The 16677-nt window shown below is 71.0% G+C and carries 13 protein-coding genes; 1 reads left to right on the top strand and 12 read right to left on the bottom strand.

What is annotated here, in order from left to right:
• Positions 1 to 19: 19 nt before the first annotated feature.
• From ACZLKG_RS11955 to ACZLKG_RS11900, 12 genes are all read right to left on the bottom strand, one after another.
• Positions 20 to 865 carry a PIG-L deacetylase family protein gene (locus tag ACZLKG_RS11955; RefSeq protein WP_463648853.1) on the bottom strand — a complete coding sequence of 282 codons (846 nt, stop codon included), beginning with the start codon at positions 863 to 865 and terminating at the stop codon, positions 20 to 22.
• Positions 866 to 989: 124 nt separating this feature from the next.
• Entirely contained in the window at positions 990 to 2645 is a 1656-nt protein-coding gene (locus tag ACZLKG_RS11950) for an ABC transporter ATP-binding protein (protein WP_425709821.1), read from the bottom strand.
• Position 2646: 1 nt separating this feature from the next.
• Entirely contained in the window at positions 2647 to 3552 is a 906-nt protein-coding gene (gene opp4C / locus ACZLKG_RS11945; RefSeq protein ID WP_463648851.1) for an oligopeptide ABC transporter permease, read from the bottom strand.
• The gene (locus ACZLKG_RS11940) at positions 3549 to 4508 is read right to left on the bottom strand and encodes an ABC transporter permease (protein ID WP_425709819.1); all 960 of its coding nucleotides are present in this window, start codon (positions 4506 to 4508) and stop codon (positions 3549 to 3551) included. Before ACZLKG_RS11940 ends, opp4C begins: the two co-directional genes overlap by 4 nt.
• A 4-nt stretch (positions 4509 to 4512) precedes the next feature.
• A complete protein-coding gene (locus ACZLKG_RS11935) occupies positions 4513 to 6132 on the bottom strand; it encodes an ABC transporter substrate-binding protein (protein WP_463648850.1) in 1620 nt (539 codons plus the stop codon).
• A gap of 71 nt (positions 6133 to 6203) precedes the next feature.
• Entirely contained in the window at positions 6204 to 7049 is an 846-nt protein-coding gene (locus tag ACZLKG_RS11930; RefSeq protein WP_463648849.1) for a fumarylacetoacetate hydrolase family protein, read from the bottom strand.
• A gap of 13 nt (positions 7050 to 7062) precedes the next feature.
• Positions 7063 to 7575: a hypothetical protein gene (locus ACZLKG_RS11925; RefSeq protein ID WP_463648848.1), complete on the bottom strand. Its 513-nt coding sequence runs from the start codon at positions 7573 to 7575 to the stop codon at positions 7063 to 7065.
• Positions 7572 to 8585: a Gfo/Idh/MocA family protein gene (locus tag ACZLKG_RS11920; protein ID WP_463648847.1), complete on the bottom strand. Its 1014-nt coding sequence runs from the start codon at positions 8583 to 8585 to the stop codon at positions 7572 to 7574. The genes ACZLKG_RS11925 and ACZLKG_RS11920 overlap by 4 nt, the downstream gene beginning before the upstream one ends.
• Positions 8585 to 10144 (bottom strand): N-acyl-D-amino-acid deacylase family protein, encoded by a 1560-nt coding sequence (locus tag ACZLKG_RS11915; protein WP_463648846.1) that lies wholly within the window; start codon positions 10142 to 10144, stop codon positions 8585 to 8587. Before ACZLKG_RS11915 ends, ACZLKG_RS11920 begins: the two co-directional genes overlap by 1 nt.
• Before the next feature lies 1 nt (position 10145).
• Positions 10146 to 11471 carry an aspartate aminotransferase family protein gene (locus ACZLKG_RS11910; protein WP_463648845.1) on the bottom strand — a complete coding sequence of 442 codons (1326 nt, stop codon included), beginning with the start codon at positions 11469 to 11471 and terminating at the stop codon, positions 10146 to 10148.
• Positions 11468 to 12367, bottom strand: a complete 900-nt coding sequence (locus ACZLKG_RS11905) for an amidohydrolase family protein (protein ID WP_463648844.1) — start codon at positions 12365 to 12367, stop codon at positions 11468 to 11470. Before ACZLKG_RS11905 ends, ACZLKG_RS11910 begins: the two co-directional genes overlap by 4 nt.
• Complete coding sequence (locus ACZLKG_RS11900) at positions 12364 to 13170, bottom strand: IclR family transcriptional regulator (RefSeq protein ID WP_463648843.1); 807 nt, start codon at positions 13168 to 13170, stop codon at positions 12364 to 12366. Before ACZLKG_RS11900 ends, ACZLKG_RS11905 begins: the two co-directional genes overlap by 4 nt.
• A 236-nt stretch (positions 13171 to 13406) precedes the next feature.
• On the opposite strand from ACZLKG_RS11900, the gene ACZLKG_RS11895 reads away from it, so the two are divergent.
• Entirely contained in the window at positions 13407 to 16523 is a 3117-nt protein-coding gene (locus ACZLKG_RS11895) for a sialidase family protein (RefSeq protein ID WP_463648842.1), read from the top strand.
• The last annotated feature ends 154 nt before the right edge of the window (positions 16524 to 16677 follow it).

Below are 16677 nucleotides of genomic sequence, written 5' to 3'. Positions count from 1 at the left end.
CGCGGTCGCGGTCGGACGATCAGTCGACCGGGAACTCCCGGCGCACGTCGAACTGGGAGTACGCGATGTGGCGCGTGAGCGGGTCCGCGGCCTCCGCGTACTCCGTCAGCGGCAGCAGCGACCTGGTCTCGCCGCGGAACCGGACGTAGGGCTCGGCGAGCGCCACGCCGGCCGAGCGTCCGAACTCGCCGTTGCTCGCCTCGATGAGCTTGCGGGCGAACGGGCCGTCGTAGCCCTGGCTGGTGAAGCAGTCCATCGCCGCGATCTTGCGACCGACGACCGAGCTGATGTCGATGAAGAGGTCGTTGCGGACGCCGTAGGTGGACAGGGCGTCGCTCGCCATGACCGGGAGGCCGCCGAGGAACACCTGCTTGACGTTGACCTCCTCCTTGCCGTCGATGTTCTTGAGGAACTGGGACGCCCGGTCGAGCGCGGCGATGAGCGTCATCGTGGCGATGGTGTGGGCGGAGTTCGTCACCGCGGGGTTCTGCGGGTAGTCGGCGATGATGACGTCCGGCCGGTGCTTGGCGATGAGCTCGGCGACCTCGTCGACCATGTCCTCGCGGACGACGCTGATGGCGTCGTCGTGGTCGAGGAACTCGATCGTGCCGATCCCGACGAACTCGGCGGCGCGGCGCAGCTCGCCCTTCTTGTTCTCGATGATCTCCGCCCGGTCGGCCGCGAGGAGCGCCTGGTCGGCGTCCGACTTGCGTGCCTCCTCGGCGTAGACGTTGGGGTGGATGCGGCCGCCGTGCGTGAGGATCACCGCGACGATGTCGTCACCGGCGTCGGCGTGCAGCGCGAGCGTGCCTCCGCAGTTGGTGATGGTGTCGGCGGGATGGGCGTAGACGGTCATGACGCGCATGGGTGTGCTCCTTGGTCGGACTGCTTGGACTGCTTGGACTGCTCGGACCGATCAGGCTGATCGGACTGCTCGGGTGGATCGGCCAGCTCGAACTGCGCCGGCCGATCGGACTACTCGGACGGTGCTAGACGGTGACGGTGTGGCGGGCCCGCTGACGGGCGGGGTCGGGGATCGGCGCGGCGTCGATGAGGCGGCGCGCGTACGCGGTCTGCGGGTCGTTGAGGACCGAGCCCGCCTCGCCCTGCTCGACGATCTGCCCGTGCTGCAGGACGACGACGCTCTCCGAGAGCAGCTCGACGACCGCGAGGTCGTGACTGATGAAGAGGCACGAGAAGCCCAGGCTCTGCTGGAGCTCCTGGAACACGTCGAGCACGGCGGCCTGGACCGAGACGTCGAGCGCGGAGGTCGGTTCGTCCGCGATGAGCAGCTCGGGATCGAGCGCCAGTGCGCGGGCGATGCCGACGCGTTGCCGCTGGCCGCCGGAGAGCTCGTGCGGGAAGCGCGTGCTCCACGCGGCGGGCAGCTGCACCTGCTCGAGCAGCTCGACGACCCGGGCGCGGCGCTCGGCGCGGGACATCTCGCGCCGGTGCGCCACGAGCGGCTCGGCGACGCACTCGCCGATCGTCATCCGTGGGTTGAGGGACGACGCCGGGTCCTGGAAGACCATGCCGTAGTTCGCGCGTGATCTGCGCGCGGCACCGCCTCGCAGGTCCTTGAGGTCGACGTCGCCGACCCGGATGCTGCCGGACGTGATCGGGGCGAGCCCGACGATCGCCTTGCCGATCGTCGACTTGCCCGATCCCGACTCGCCGACGAGCCCGACGACCTTCCCCTCGGGCACCGAGAAGCTGACGCCGTCCACCGCGGTGATGCCATGCTTGCGCCAGCCGCGTCGGTACTGCACGACGAGGTCCCTCACCTCGAGCGCGGTCGGTTCCGCGCTTTCCGGCCCGCCGTGCTCCGCCACCTCGCCCGACGGCTGGGGGACGGCGTCGAGCAGCTTGCGCGTGTACGGGTGCTGCGGGGAGGCGAAGAGTGCCTCGGCCTCGCCCGTCTCCACGACCTTCCCGTCCTTCATCACGACGATGCGGTCGGCCATGTCGGCGATCACTCCCATGTCGTGCGTGATGAGCATGATCGACAGGCCCCGTCGCTCGCGGAGCTCGCGGAGGAGGGTGAGGATCTCCGCCTGGATCGTCACGTCGAGGGCCGTGGTCGGCTCGTCGGCGATGATGAGGTCCGGGTCGTTGATGAGCGCCATCGCGATGACCGCCCGCTGGCGCATGCCGCCGGACCACTGGTGCGGGTACTGCTTCGCCCGGTCGGCGGGGTCGGGCACGCCGACCCGCTCAAGGGTCTCGACCACGCGTGCGCGTGCCTCCGACCGGGAGGCACGCGGGTGGTGGATCCGGTACGCCTCCGCGATCTGCGCGCCGATCGAGATCACGGGGTCGAGGGTCGTCATGTGGTCCTGGAAGACCATGGCGATGCGGCGTCCGCGGATCCTGCGCATCCGGCCCGAGCCGAGCGTGGCGAGGTCGACGCCCTCGAAGTCGATGCCTCCGCCGACGATGCGCGCGCCGGGTGGCAGGATCCTCAGCACGCTGAGGGCGGTCATGCTCTTGCCGGAGCCGGACTCGCCGACGACGCCGACGATCTCCCCCTCGTTGACCTCGAGCGCCACGTCCTCGAGGATGCGCGCCTTGCCGTGCGGGGTGGCGATGTCGAGCGTGAGGTCGCGCACGGCGAGCAGGGGCCCGGATGAGGTCTCGTTCGTCATGTCAGGTGTTCTTCCGCGGGTCGATGGCGTCCCGGACGCCGTCCCCGACCGCCATGGCCGACAGGACGGTGACGGCGATCATGAGACCGGCCGGCACCCACAGCCACGGCATGGACGACAGGACGGTGAGGGACTGCGCCTCGTTGAGCATGTTTCCCCAGCTCGACTCCGGCGGCTGGACGCCGGCGCCGAGGAACGACAGGGAGGACTCGAGCAGGACGGACTCGGCCACGAGCAGGGTCGCCGCCACCACGATCGGGGGCAGCACGCCCGGCACGAGGTGCCGGAAGAGGATGAACCCGGTCCGCGAGCCGAGCGCGCGGGCGGCCTGGACGAACTCCTCCTCGCGCAGGCTGAGGACCACGCCCCGGGCGATGCGGGCCGGCGTCGGCCACGCGAGTCCGGCGATGACGATGATGAGCATCGGCACGCTCGGGCCGATGACGCCGGCGAGGACGATGATCACCAGGACCGGCGGCACCGACAGCATGATGTCGATGACGCGGCTGATGATCCCGTCGACGATCCCGCCGAACCACCCGGCGACGACGCCGGCGAGCGTGCCGATCACCACCGCCATGAGGGCGGCGAGGAAGCCCACCATGAGGGAGATCTGACCGCCCGCGAGCAGGCGGCTGAAGACGTCGCGGCCGGTCGAGTCGGTGCCGAGCCAGTGCTCGCCGGACGGCGCCTGCCGGGTGTTCGTCAGGTCGATCTCGTTGGGCGGGTACGGGCTGATGAACGGGGCCAGCGCGCTTGCCAGCACGATGATCACCAGGGCGACCACGCCGATCACCGCGGCCGGGTTCTTGAGGAACCGACGCAGGGCGAGCTTGTCCGGCGAGGACTCCTGCGGGGTCGGGGCGAGGTCGACGGTCGAGGCGGGGAGCTGGTCGTTGCTCGTCATCGTGCTTTCCTCACCCTCGGGTCGATGATCGTGTAGGACAGGTCGGCGATGAGGTTGCAGATCAGGACGAGCACCGCGATGTACAGCCCGAACCCGATGAGGACCGGGTAGTCGCGCTGCCCGAGGGCGTCGATTGCGAGCTGCCCCATCCCGGGCCACGAGAAGATCTGCTCGAGCACGACCGCGCCGGACAGGGCGACCGGGATCGTCATCGCCAGCACCGTGACGAGCGACATGAGGCTGTTGCGCAGCGCGTGCCGCAGCGCCCGCGCCTGGGTCCCGCCCTTCGCGATGATCGTGCGGACGTAGTCCTTGTTCAGCTCCTCGAGCACGCCGCTGCGGACGTAACGGATGAAGTTGGCCGCGTTGGCCAGCGCGAGCAGGCCGACCGGCATGACCATGTGGCGCAGCAGGTCGCCGATGTCGTCCCGGCCGCTGCTGTACATCCCCGAGGAGGGGAGCCAGCCCAGCTGCACCGCGAAGACGTAGATGGCGAGCATGCCGAGGAAGAAGCTCGGGACGGCGATGGCGACGACGCTCACCGAGCTGATCGTGTAGTCCGCGACGGTGTTGCGTCGCACGGCAGCGATGACGCCCGCCGGGATGGCGACGATCAGGCCGATGGTCATCGCGCTGCCCATGAGCAGGGCGGTCGGGCCGAGCCGGTCGGCGAGCAGCTCGCCGACCGGCCGGCCACCGTTGTACGAGTATCCGAGATCTCCCGTCATCAGCCCGCCGAGCCAGTGCCAGAACTGCACCACGACCGGCTGGTCGAGACCGAACCGCTCGCGGACCGACGCGATGTACGCGTCCCGCTGGGCCCCCGCCAGCTCCGGCGGCACCATCATCTCGATGGGGTCACCGGGCGCGAGCCGGGTGAGGGCGAACAGTCCGACGGCGATGAGCAGGAAGACGGCCACGCTCGAGAGGAGACGTGGGACGAGAGCTCTCAGCATGCAATCAGTCCGTCACGGTCCACTCGGCGGCGTTCCAGAAGCCGTTGGCGAAGTCGCCGTGCGGCTCGAAGCCCTGCAGGCGGTCACTCACCGCCCAGGGGGTGTCGGGGACGTAGAGCCACAGGTAGGGCACCAGCTGGTTGTCGAGGCGGACGGCGTCCTGGTAGATCGTCTCGCGCTCGGCCTCGTCGGCCGTGACGGCACCCTGGTTGAGCAGCTCGTCGAGCTCCTCGTTGCAGAACAGGGACGTGTTGCCGCCGGCCGGGAAGATGGCGTCGCAGCGCAGGGCGTTGGCCGAGACCGTCGGGTCGGGGGTGTACGTGCCGCCGCCCGAGATCATGAGGTCGTACTCGGCGTTCTCGATCATGCTCAGCTGGTTCGCCTCCTCGATCTGGTTGGCCACGACGTTGATGCCGATCGCGCCGAGGTTCTCGATGACGACCTGGACGGCCGCGTCACGGTCGGCGGTGCCCGGGATCCAGCTGATCCGGAGCTCCTGGTCGAAGTCGAAGCCGGCCTCCTCGAGCAGGGCCGTGGCCTCCTCGGGGTTGTAGTCGTAGGTCTCGAGGTCGTCGGGGATCGCCCAGGGCGTCATGATCGTGCTGTTGAGGACCTCGCCGTGGCCCCCGAGGATCCCGTCGATGATGCCCTGGCGGTCGATGGCCATGAGGAGTCCCTGGCGGACCCGCTCGTCGTCGTACCGCTCGAAGTTGACGAGCAGGCGGAGGAACCCGGGCGACGGCGCCGAGCTGACGGTGACGCCGTCGAGCCCCTCGACCGTCTCCAGGTCCTGCGGCGCGATCTGGACGAGGTCGGTCTCGCCCGTGGCGAGCTGGGCGGTCGCGACGTCGCTGGTGAGCATCTGGAGGTAGAGCGTGTCGATGCCGACCTCTGTCCAGTAGTTGGGGTTCGCGTCGAGGACGACGTTCTGGTCGACGTTGAACTCGCGCATCACGTAGGGCCCGGAGCTGACGGGGGGCAGGTCGAAGAACTCGTCCTCCATGATCGAGGCGGGCTCGACGTCGCCCAGGACGTGCTCGGGGAGGATCCCGAAGCCGCTGCCGAACAGGGCGAGGAAGCCGGGGGTGGGCTCGGTGAGGTTGATCGTCACGGTCTGGTCGTCGTCCGCCACGATGCCCTCGAGCGTGTCGGCCGCGCCCTCCTGGACCTCGTCGAAGCCCACGACGCCCTGGAAGGGCGCGGTGTTGGGGCTGGCGACGTCGGGGTTGGCGAACAGGTTGTACGTGAAGACGACGTCGTCCGCGGTGATCTGCTCTCCGTCGCTCCACTCGAGCCCGTCGCGCAGGTGGAAGGTGTAGGACGTGGCGTCGTCGTTCACGTCCCACGACTCCGCGATCCGGGGGACCGGCTCGAAGTCGGGTCCCACGTTGAACAGGGCGTCGTACACCAGCGTCATCGTCAGCTGCTCGGCACCCTGCCCGGGCGCCAGCGGGTTGAACTGGACGGGGGACTGGTACAGGTAGAGGTTGGCGGACGTCGGGTCGCCCCCGTCCGATCCGGCCTCGCCGCCGCCGTTGCCGTCGTCGCCACCTCCTCCGCAGGCGGTCAGCAGGGCTGTGGAGAGGCCGACTGCGACGGCTGTCCTGGCGATTCGTGATCGCATGATTGCTCCTCGTGGTGGGGGGTCGATCGGGCTGATCTGCGTCGATCAGGTCCTGCGGGTCGGGGCGGCGACTAAGCCGCCACGACGGGGGTGGTGAGGGACCCGAGTCCCTCGACCGCGGCGACCATGGTGTCGCCGGGCTTGAGGAAGACGCCGGTGGTGGCACCGACGCCGGACGGTGTGCCGGTGAGGATGATGTCCCCCGGGTTGAGGGTCATCAGCCGCGAGCTGAACGACACCAGCTCGGCGACGGTGTGGACCATGTCGGACGAGCTGCCTCGCTGCATGACCTGGCCGTTGAGCTCGAGCGTGAGCCCGAGGTCCTGGGGGTCGGGCACCTCGTCGCTGGTGACGAGGTAGGGGCCCAGGGGCGCCGAGCCGTCGAGCCACTTGCCCTCGAGCCAGTCGAAGAAGCCGGTCATGGCCTCGCCGTCGCGGGGCACGCCCAGGTCGAGGCTGCGCGCCGAGATGTCGTTGCTCGTGGCGTAGCCGAACACGTGGTCCAGCGCCTTCTCCACGGGCACGCCCCGTGCGCGTCGGCCGATCACCGCGGCGATCTCGACCTCCCAGTCGAGCTGGGTGGTGATCGGGTTGAGCACCACGGGTGCGTCCGGGCCCGTGATCGACGTGTCGGGCTTGAGGAAGAGGCGCGGCGTCGCGGTGCCCTGGTCCCGGGCGTCCTTGCCGGCCTCCTTGACGTGCTCCTGGTAGTTCGCGGCGACCGCGAGCACCTTGCCCGGCGCCAGCAGGGGGGCGAGGATGCGCGCTCCCTCGAGCGGACGGCGTTCCGTCGACCCGGTGCCGCCCTCGCCCCGGACCACGGCCGTCAGGTCGCCGTCGCCGGTGACGACGATCTCGCCGCCCTCGACGTAGCCGTGCCGGACGGTGCCGCCCTCGTCGAACGTCAACCACTTCATGTGCTGTTCTCCCTCACCAGTTGGTCGTTACCGTGCGGCCCGACCGCGCGGAGTCGGCGATCGCGGACAGGGCGTCGGCCGTGTCCTGCGGCGGGACCTCCGCGCCGGGGACGCCGAAGGGCACGTGGGTCGTCCCGGTCGCGGTGCGGACGTCCAGCAGCGGGCGCAGCAGGTCCACGACCACGGAGCCGTGCGTGCCGACGAGCCGGATCGCCGCGTAGAGGTGCTCGCCGCCGTCGCCGTCGACGAGCGAGAGGTGCGCGCTCACGGCGATCCCGTGGCTCGCCCGCCCGAGGAACGTCGTCGCGCCCCCGTCCGCGGCGGAGTGCGCCTGGAAGTCGACCGACGTCGGGCCGGTCGCGGCGCGCAGGACGCCGATCGCGTCCGGGCCGAGCACGCTCAGCGCGTCCCCCTCGCCGACCGCGACGACGTCGAGCGCCGCTGCCCGCAGGAGCCCGAGCTCGCCGGAGTGCATCGCCGCGAGCGCGCGGACGAGTCCGGGCCGGGTGGTGAGCGTGCCGGTCATGCCGTTGCTCCGATCGTCATCGTGCGGCCCTCGCGGAGCGAGGCCTCGGACGCGGCGGCGACGTCGACGGCGTGGATCGCCGCCGACACGGGTGGGACGACCTCGACCTCGCCGCGCGCCGCGGCGGCGAACGCCTCGAGCTCGCGGACGAAGGTGCGGCCGCCGGAGCCGTCGACGCCCCACGCCGTGAGGCCGGTGTCGGTCCAGGCGAGGACGCCCTCGGCGTCCCACGAGCGTGAGAGGACGCCCTCGGTGCCCACGACGGTGAGCTCCAGGTAGCCGGCGCTGCGGGGGAGCTCGCCGCGGCTGATCTCGCACACCCCCGAGGCACCGCTCGCGAAGCCGAGGCCCATGACCAGGTAGTCGTGGATCTGGAGCGCCTCGCTCGTGGCGTGCTGCCCGACCGAGAAGACGCTCGTCGCCGGCTCGCCGATCCACCAGCTCGCGAGGTCGATGAGGTGGACGCCGTTGTGCAGCGAGTGACCGCCGGAGAGCTCGGGGTCGAGCACCCAGGCCTGCCAGCCGGGCCAGATCCAGCCGCCGTTCATGACGACGCGGACGAACCGCGGCGTGCCGATGTCGCCGGAGTCGATGACCTCGCGGATCGCCAGGCTCTGGTCGGTGAACCGGTGGCTGTGGCCCACGGCGAGCGCGAGGGCGCGTGCGTCGGCCTCGGCCGCGACGCGTCGCGCACCCTCGGGCGTCAGGGCCAGGGGCTTCTCCATCAGCAGGTGCCGACCCGCCGTGAGGACCTGGAGGCCGAGCGCCTCGTGCGTCATGTTCGGGGTGCAGACGATGACGGCCTCGACGGCGTCGTCCGCGAGGAGCTCGTCGACCGACCCGTAGCCGGCGCACCGTTCCGTGTGTGCCACCTCGGCGGCGCGGCCGGCGTCCACGTCGCACACCGCGACGAGCCGTGCGCTCGTCATCGCGCGCAGCGCGGCCATGTGGGACAGCGCGATCCCGCCGACGCCCACGATGCCGACGCCGAGCGGCGTCCTGTCCTTCATCACTGCTGGCCCTTCCTGATGAGTGCTCCCGGACGCGCACCGGTGCGTCGTCCGGATCCGACGACGGCGGTGCCGCCCACGTACACGTGGTCGAGCCCGACGGAGGGTCGCGCCGGCTGCCCGAACGTCGCCGGGGAGTCGAACGTGCGGTCGTCGAGCACGACCAGGTCGGCGCGGCGCCCCTCGGCGATGCCGCTGGGGATGCCGACGCGGGCCGCCGGTGCGGTGGTGAGGCGTCGGACGGTCTCGCCGACGGGCGTGCCGCGTCGCCGCATCCGCCGGTAGCCGGCGGAGAAGGCGCCCCAGGAGCGGGGGTGCGCGACGGACGACAGGTGCGTGCGGTCCAGCGCCGTGCCGTCGGAGGCGACCGAGATCCAGGGGGTGTCGAGCGCCAGGTCGACGTCGCTCCACCGTCCGCTCTCCACGGCGACGTCGACGAGCCCGTCGTTGGCCACCAGCAGGTCGGCGAGCCATACCCAGGGGTCGCCGTCGATCTCGGTCAGATCCTTGCCCACGGCCTCGGGCGTCGCCGTCGCCTTCATGACGAGGATCTGGTGGAGGGCGTAGCCGGCGGCCGCGAGGAGGTCGGCGATCGCGCCCGGAGAGGTGAGGCAGGCGTCGACGACCGCGTCCGGTCCGGCCGCGCGCAGCTCCGGAGGCAGCAGCTGGATGAGCGTGGTGTGTCCGTGGACGTACGGGTACGCGTCGGCCGCGATGTCCGCCGTCCCCTGCAGCGTCTCGACGTGGTCGAGCACCTCCGGGAATCCGTCCTCCCCGCCGATGCCCCGCAAGTGCGAGATCTGCAGCCGCGGTCCGCCGTCGCGCACGGCGCCGGCCACCTCGTCGATCGACCCGCGCAGGGCGCTCGTGCGGTAGTCGCGCAGGTGCGCCGACAGCAGTCCGTCATGGGCGGCGACGATGCGCGCCACCGAGGCGAGCTCGTCGGCGCGCGCCGACTCGCCGGGGGCGTACATGAGCCCGAGGCTGACCCCCACGACGCCGGCCGCGAAGGCGCCGGCGACCTCGCGCTCGAGCGCGGCCAGCCCCGCGCCGTCGAGGGCGTCCGTGCTGGTGCCGGCCACGGCGAACCGCGCGGACCCGTGGCCGACCTGGGCGGCCACGTTGGTCGCCGTGGGGCAGTCGTCGAGGGCCTGCAGCCAGCCGGCCACGTCGCTCCAGGTCCACTCCAGGTCGGGCACGACGTCGATCGGTCCGATGACCCGCCGAAGGCCGGTGGCGTCGACGCCCACCGGGGCAGGTGTCATGCCGCAGTTCCCGACCACCTCGGTCGTCACGCCCTGAAGGATCCGGCTCTCGTTGTCCGGGTAGGCGAGCAGGCTGAGGTCGGAGTGGCAGTGGATGTCCACGAAGCCGGGGGAGACCACCCGCCCCGCGCAGTCGACGATCTCCGCGTCGTACCCGCCGCCGGGCCGCGCGCCCGCCGGGACGACGGCGGCGATGCCCTCCTCGGCGATCAGCACGTCGCCGAGGAAGGGCTCGCCGCCGAGCCCGTCGGCCACGAGGCCTCCGAGCAGCACGGTCGTGGAGCGGGGGGACACGTCAGACCGCAGCCTTCGGGGTCGTGAACAGGCCCTCGCGCGACATGGCGACGAGGACCTCCTCGGCCTGCGCGAGGGTGCGGTCGACGTCCGCCTCGGTGTGCGCGAGCGAAATGTGGTTCCGCTTGAGCGCCATCGGGTACATGAACGAGCCCTTGTCGATCATGCGGCGCTGGAACGTCGCATAGGCCTCGTCGTCGTTGCGCAGCAGGTCGCGGTACCCACGGACCTCGCCGTCGAGGAAGTAGGGGATGAACACGGACCCGAGCCCGGTGATGCGCGCGGCGATGCCCTGCTCGTCCGCGATCGACTGGAGCCCGGCGCGCATGCGGTCGCCGAGGCGGCCCACGTGGCCGTAGAAGTCGACCTCGGGGTCCTTGAGCACCTCGATCGTGGCGATGGCGGCGGCCATCGATGCGGCGTTGCCGTTGAACGTGCCCGCCAGCATGACGGTGCCGCCCGACGGCGTGAAGTGCGACATGACCTCGCGGCTGCCGGCGAGGCCCGCGACCGGGAACCCGTTGCCCATGGCCTTGCCGAAGGTGGTGAGGTCCGGCGTGACGCCGCACAGCTCCTGGTAGCCGCCGAGCGCGTGGCGGAAGCCGGAGATCACCTCGTCGAAGATGAGGACGCTCCCGTGCGTCCGGGTGAGAGTGCGCAGGCCCTCGAGGAAGGACTGCTCGGGCAGGAGCGCGCCGACATTGTGCGGGACGGGCTCGAGGATGACGGCCGCGATCTGCTCGGGGTGCTGGGCGAACAGCTCCTCGACCGAGGCGAGGTCGTTGAACTCGGCGACGAGCGTGTGGTCAATGGCGTCGTCGAGGATCCCGGACGAGTTCGGGTCGCGCTTCCACGCGAGCTCGGGCGCGGAAATGACGTTGCGGGCGAGCGCGTCGTAGGACCCGTGGAAGTTGCCCTGGAACTTGAGGATGTACGGGCGCCCCGTCGCGCCGCGCGCGAGGCGGACCGCCTGGAACGTCGCCTCCGAGCCGCTCATGGTGGAGATGGTCATCTCGGCGCTCGGGATGGCGTCGACGACCAGCCGTGCCAGCTCCACCTCGAGCTCGGTCGTGCCGACGCCCACGAGGTCGATGTCGGCGATGGCGCGCGTGACGGCGGCATTGACCCGCTCGTCGCTGTGCCCGAGGAGGATCGCGCCGAACGCGGCGTGGTAGTCGGTGTAGACGCCGCCGTCCATGTCGGTGATCGTGGCGCCGTGCGCGGATCGCCAGGCCCAGGGGGCGCCGATGCTGCGGGTGGCGGAGTTGACCCCGCCCGGGATGAGGCGCTCTGCCGCCTCGGCGAGGCCGCGGGAGACGGATGTCACGTGGTGCTCCTTGGTGTCGACGACCGGGCGTCGACCTGGTCGGTGCTGGTTCGGGGGTCGGCGAGCCCGAGCATCTGCAGGGCGTCGCAGTGGATGATCCGTTCGACCGTGTCGTCATCGACGAACGGCAGGTTCCCGGCGCGGAACGTGGCGATCGAGCGCAGGTTCGCGAGGGCTTCGACGGGCGTCCAGAGCGGGTAGTCGGAGCCGAACACGAGCTTGTCGACCGTGCCCCACTCCTGGGCCCCGACGAGCGCGAAGAAGGCGTCCATCGGGCGCGAGGGGACCCCCGAGACGTCGGCGAACACCCGCCGGTTCTTGCGCAGCACCACGTTCGTGTCGCGCTGCCACGGGTGACCCATGTGCGCCATCACCTGGGTGAGGTCCGGGTGCCGGCGGGCGACCTCGTCGATCACCATCGGCTGGCTCACCGCGAGACGGCCGACCGGGCTCGGTGTGGCGCCCATGTGCCACAGCGCGACCATGCCGTGGGACCTCAGCGTGGTGTAGAACTCGTCGAACTCCGGGGCGAGCGGGTCGAACAGCGAGAGCACCGGGTAGAGCTTCACGCCCTGGAACCCGAGGCCGATCGCCTCGTCGAGCTGGTCGCGCCAGTCGGTGTCGAGCGGGTCGATCGAGCAGAACGGGATCGCCGGTGTCCGCATCCGCGAGACGAAGTCGGCGACGAAGGCGTTCGGCGTGCGCACGCCGGCCTGCGACGCCGCGAGCCCGAAGACGACCGCGACGTCGACCCCCGCGTCCTGCATCACCTGGTCGTACGACTCGGGCGTGACCACCGGGTACGGCTCGCCGCCGTAGGCGCCCTGCCAGTGGTCCTCGTGCTCGCGGCCCCAGTGCTCCGGCTGGTGGCAGTGGCTGTGGACGTCGACGATCATGCGACGGTCATCCTGGTGCGCAGCGGATCGAGCGCCGCGTCGAACCCCGGCCGGGCGACGAGCTCGGTCGCCGCCGCCCTCAGGACGGGCAGGAGCTGCTCGCGGGCGGGATCCTCGAGCTCGGCGCTCGGGGCGGAGACGGACAGGGCGAGCGTGGGAGCGCCGTGCGTCGGCAGCAGGACGGCCATGCAGGTGACGCCGCGGTTGCGTTCCTCGTCGTCGACGCTGTAGCCGGCCTGCCGGATCCGCTCGAGCTCGGCGACCATGCCGGCCCGCGTCGTGATGGTGCTCGCGGTCCAGCTCGAGTAGGGCTCCGACTCCGGCAGGTGCGCGTCGATGTCGTCCTCGGGGAGCACGGACATGAGCAGCTTGCCGAGCCCGGTGCAGTAGGCGTAATCGAGTGTGCCGCCCGTCGCGAACCGGAGCGCACGTTGCGGCTCGGCCACGTGCAGGTGGAGGACCGAGGGCCCTTCGAGCACGCCGAGGTTCGCCGTGAAGCCCACCTCGTCGGCGAGCCGGGTGAGGACGGGAGCCGCGACGTCGGACATGCTCGGCGGCCGGTAGCCCTCGGCGATCTCGTGGACGGCGTGCCCGATCGAGTAGGCGGGGTGCTCGCCGGACCTGCGCACGAACCCCTCCTCCTCCATGACGAGCAGGAGGCGCACGGCGGTCGACTTCGGCAGCTCGAGCTCCGAGGCGATCGCGGCGAGCGTCAGCGGGGTGCTCGCCTTGCCGAGGAGTCGCAGAATCGCAAGGGCTCGGTAGAGCCCCTGCGAGTGATACGACTTGGCACGCTGTTCCATGTCGGGGAACGTAGCAGTCGACCGCTGACATGGAAAGTCATTCCATGTCACGAAGCGATCACGCGACATGGCACGCTGCCAGGCCCCAGGCGCGGCGCTACGCCGGATCGGCGGGAGGTTCGGAGGGTCGATTGGCCGGCGAACGTCACGATCAGATCACGCAACATGGGACTCTCGACATGGAACGGCGGTCCATGCTGATAGTTGCACCTCAAAGGTCGGCAAAGGAGCCACTCGTGATCACCCATCCTCTGGACAGTGACAACCATTCGAGCCGGCACCGGCCCGGGCGCCGGCGCCGGACGCCGGGCATCGCCACCGCCGCGCTCCTCGGCCTGGCCCTGACGGTGCTGCCGGGCGGTGTGGTGCCGGGCTCGCCCGCCGCGGCAGCGCCGGCCGACGGCGCCGTGCGCACGTTCGATGACGAGCCGTTGGGGGAGCCGCCCGCGGACTGCCGGATCATCGGCGACGTCACCGTCGCCGAGGCCGAGTTCGGTGGGGCGGCCGAGGGCAACCGCGCCATGCGCGTCGTCGACCAGAGCAGCGCCGTCTACACCCGCGCATGGTGCGACTATCCGCAGACGGCCGAGCGGTCGGTGTCCTACCGCTTCTCGCCCGCCGAGTTCAACGCCGGCCCGTACGTGGCGATCCAGGGCGCGCCCGGAACCAGTGCCAACGGCGTCTGGCGGTTCACCTTCAACCGTGACGGGGACGACATCCGGATCGCGGCCTACGACGGGTCGAGCTTCGCCGACGTCGCCCGGGTCGCGGGTGGTGCGGCGCTGAACGAGTGGGTGGACGTCACCATCAACGCCACCACCGACCGCGCGGAGATCATCGTCAACGGGGTCCGGTTCGAGACCGACCGGCGCAACGCGGAGTCGCCCACGATGGGGGAGATCTTCTTCGGCTCGGCGGGTCAGAGCGCGGTCGGCGTCGACTACTACATCGACGACCTCGCCGTCTCGGGCGAGCTGCCCGACGACGCGTTCGCCGGCCTCACCATCGAGCCCCTGCTCGACGACTTCATCGACGCCGGCGAGATCGTGGACCAGCCCGTCGCGCGCTTCCAGCTCCCCGAGGGGGCGGACGTCGCGGACTATACGGCGGAGGTGGAGTGGCAGGGACAGGCCATCGCGGCCGAGCTCACCGGCCCCGACGCCGACGGCTGGGTGACGGCATCGGTCTCGCACACCTTCGAGGACGAGGAGCGCGGGATCCTGCGCACGACCGTCACCGGCCCCGACGGGACCGAGTCGGTGGCCGCGCAGTCCGTCGGCGCGAGCTCCAGGATTCAGCCGGACGTCATCATCGCGGAGGGCGACGGCGACGAGCGGCCCTTCTTCCCGGAGGTCGCACGCCTCGACGACGGCCGCCTGGTCACCGTCTACTACTGGTCGAACGGGCACTCGCCGGGCGACGGCGGTGATCCCGGTCAGATCCGGTGGACCGAGAGCACCGACGGGGGGCTGACCTGGTCGGATCCTCGGGTCATCATCGACTCGGCCCACGACGACCGCGACCCGCAGATCACGCAGCTGCGCGACGGGACCATCGTGCTCACCTGGTTCCAGACGGACTGGACCGACTACCCGGCCGAGGGCGCCACGATCGACACCTACGTGGCGCGCTCCGAGGACGGGGGCCAGACGTGGTCCGATCCGGCCCTCGTGGAGTCGTCGATGAGCTGCGGCTGCGGGCCCCGCAGCGGCCACTACCTCCTCGGCTGGGCCGCCGAGTCCGGCAACGTCGTCGAGCTGGACAACGGCGACCTCCTCGTCCCCCTGTACGGGACGCGCCCCGACGCCGCGCTGGGCCGCGCCAGCGTCGTGCGCAGCACGGACGGCGGGCGGACCTGGCCCGTGGAGAACGAGGTGATGATCCCCGCGGAGCCGGGCGTCGGCCTCTCCGAGACGGAGGTGGCGGTCCTGTCCGACGGGCACCTCACCGCAGTCATCCGGCCCGGCCTCGTCAGCGAGTCGTTCGACCACGGTCGCACGTGGTCCGTCGCGAGCCCGGTCCCGTGGAGCATGCAGGCTCCCGACATCCTCACGCTGCCCGGCGGCCGGATGCTGCTCACGTACGGCGGCAACGACTACGGGTCCAGCGAACCCGTCGTCGGCCGGCTCGCGCACCCGGGGCAGGCCTGGACCGACACGACTCCCGTGCTCCTGTACATGTCGCGGCAGAACGTCGACCAGGGCGATCCGAGCTCCGCCGTCGTCTCCGGCGACGAGTACCTCACGGTGAGCTACGACACGAACATCAACGCCGTCGTCGGCACCTTCAGCTCCCTGGGTGACTATCCCGCGGACCCGAACGAGCCCGAGCCGGTGGACGGCACGGTGACCGCGTCCGTCCAGGACGTGGACGGTGCTGCCGTTGCGGGTGGCGCGATCACGGTCGCAGGATCCGAGGACGGGGACGAGGTCACGGTGGCCGACGGCGACGAGGCGGACCTGGCCGAGGACGGCGGAGTCGTCACGGTGGCTGTCGAGGGCGCCGGGGACTACGAGGTCACGCTGACCGGTGTGCCGGAGGGCTACGAGCACGAGGCGGTGGCCCTGACCGCGACCGTCTCCGAGGAGACGCCGGACGTCACGCTCGAGCCGTTCGTCGTCACGCTGATCGACGACGAGGAGCCGGGTGAGCCTGGTGAGCCGGTGCCGCCGTCGCCGGGTCGTGGGTTCTACCTCAACGACGGGTGGGGGATCTGGGCGGATCACGAGTTCAGCTTCGGTCGCCCCGGGGACGAGGTCCTGGTCGGTGACTGGGACGGCGACGGGTCCGACACCCTGGCGGTGCGCCGCGGGAACGCCTATTTCCTGTCCAACACCCTGTACGGGGGCAATGCGGACGTGGAGCTGACCTTCGGCCGGGCATCGGACACGGTGCTGGTGGGTGACTGGGACGGCGACGGCGCGGACTCGTTCGCGGTGCGTCGCGGGAACAGCTACTTCCTCACCAACAGCCTCTCTGGTGGGAATGCGGAGGCCGAGCTGGACTACGGCCGCGCGAACGACGAGGTGCTGGTGGGTGACTACGACGGCGACGGCATCGACACGTTCACCGTCCGTCGTGGGAACACCTACTACGTGTCCAACTCGCTGACCTCTGGTTGGGCGGACGCGCAGTTCGACTATGGGCGGTCTGGTGACACGGTGCTCGTGGGTGACTGGGACGGTGACGGGGCGGACACGTTCGCCTCGCGTCGCGGGAACCAGTACCTCGTGTCCAACAGCCTGACTGGTGGTTGGGCGGACATCGAGCAGTTCTACGGCCGCGCCTCGGACGAGGTGTTCGTCGGCGACTGGAACGGCGACGGCTCCGACACCCTCGGAGTCCGCCGCTGAGCAGGGTCCCCTCCGACCGACGACGCCCCCACCGCCTCCGGGCGGGCCCACCCCCGTGCATGAACGAACGTGCCGCCACTCCGTGCCGGCCGCATCACCGAGGAGGAAGTGGAAGAGATGAAACTCCGCCAACCGCGTCCCCGACGCGCCGCGC

This window comes from Georgenia sp. Z2081 (assembly GCF_055326445.1).
Note: the sequence above shows the minus strand (reverse complement) of the source record. Positions and strands in the feature narration are given on the sequence as shown.

Bases quoted from the DNA above. Each gene is read 5' to 3' on its own strand.
- ACZLKG_RS11930 (WP_463648849.1), bottom strand. From the start codon at position 7,049: ATGAAGTGGTTGACGTTCGACGAGGGCGGCACCGTCCGGCACGGCTAC.
- ACZLKG_RS11900 (WP_463648843.1), bottom strand. From the start codon at position 13,170: ATGGAACAGCGTGCCAAGTCGTATCACTCGCAGGGGCTCTACCGAGCC.
- ACZLKG_RS11920 (WP_463648847.1), bottom strand. From the start codon at position 8,585: ATGAAGGACAGGACGCCGCTCGGCGTCGGCATCGTGGGCGTCGGCGGG.
- ACZLKG_RS11905 (WP_463648844.1), bottom strand. From the start codon at position 12,367: ATGATCGTCGACGTCCACAGCCACTGCCACCAGCCGGAGCACTGGGGC.
- ACZLKG_RS11925 (WP_463648848.1), bottom strand. From the start codon at position 7,575: ATGACCGGCACGCTCACCACCCGGCCCGGACTCGTCCGCGCGCTCGCG.
- ACZLKG_RS11950 (WP_425709821.1), bottom strand. From the start codon at position 2,645: ATGACGAACGAGACCTCATCCGGGCCCCTGCTCGCCGTGCGCGACCTC.
- ACZLKG_RS11955 (WP_463648853.1), bottom strand. From the start codon at position 865: ATGCGCGTCATGACCGTCTACGCCCATCCCGCCGACACCATCACCAAC.
- opp4C (WP_463648851.1), bottom strand. From the start codon at position 3,552: ATGACGAGCAACGACCAGCTCCCCGCCTCGACCGTCGACCTCGCCCCG.
- ACZLKG_RS11940 (WP_425709819.1), bottom strand. From the start codon at position 4,508: ATGCTGAGAGCTCTCGTCCCACGTCTCCTCTCGAGCGTGGCCGTCTTC.
- ACZLKG_RS11935 (WP_463648850.1), bottom strand. From the start codon at position 6,132: ATGCGATCACGAATCGCCAGGACAGCCGTCGCAGTCGGCCTCTCCACA.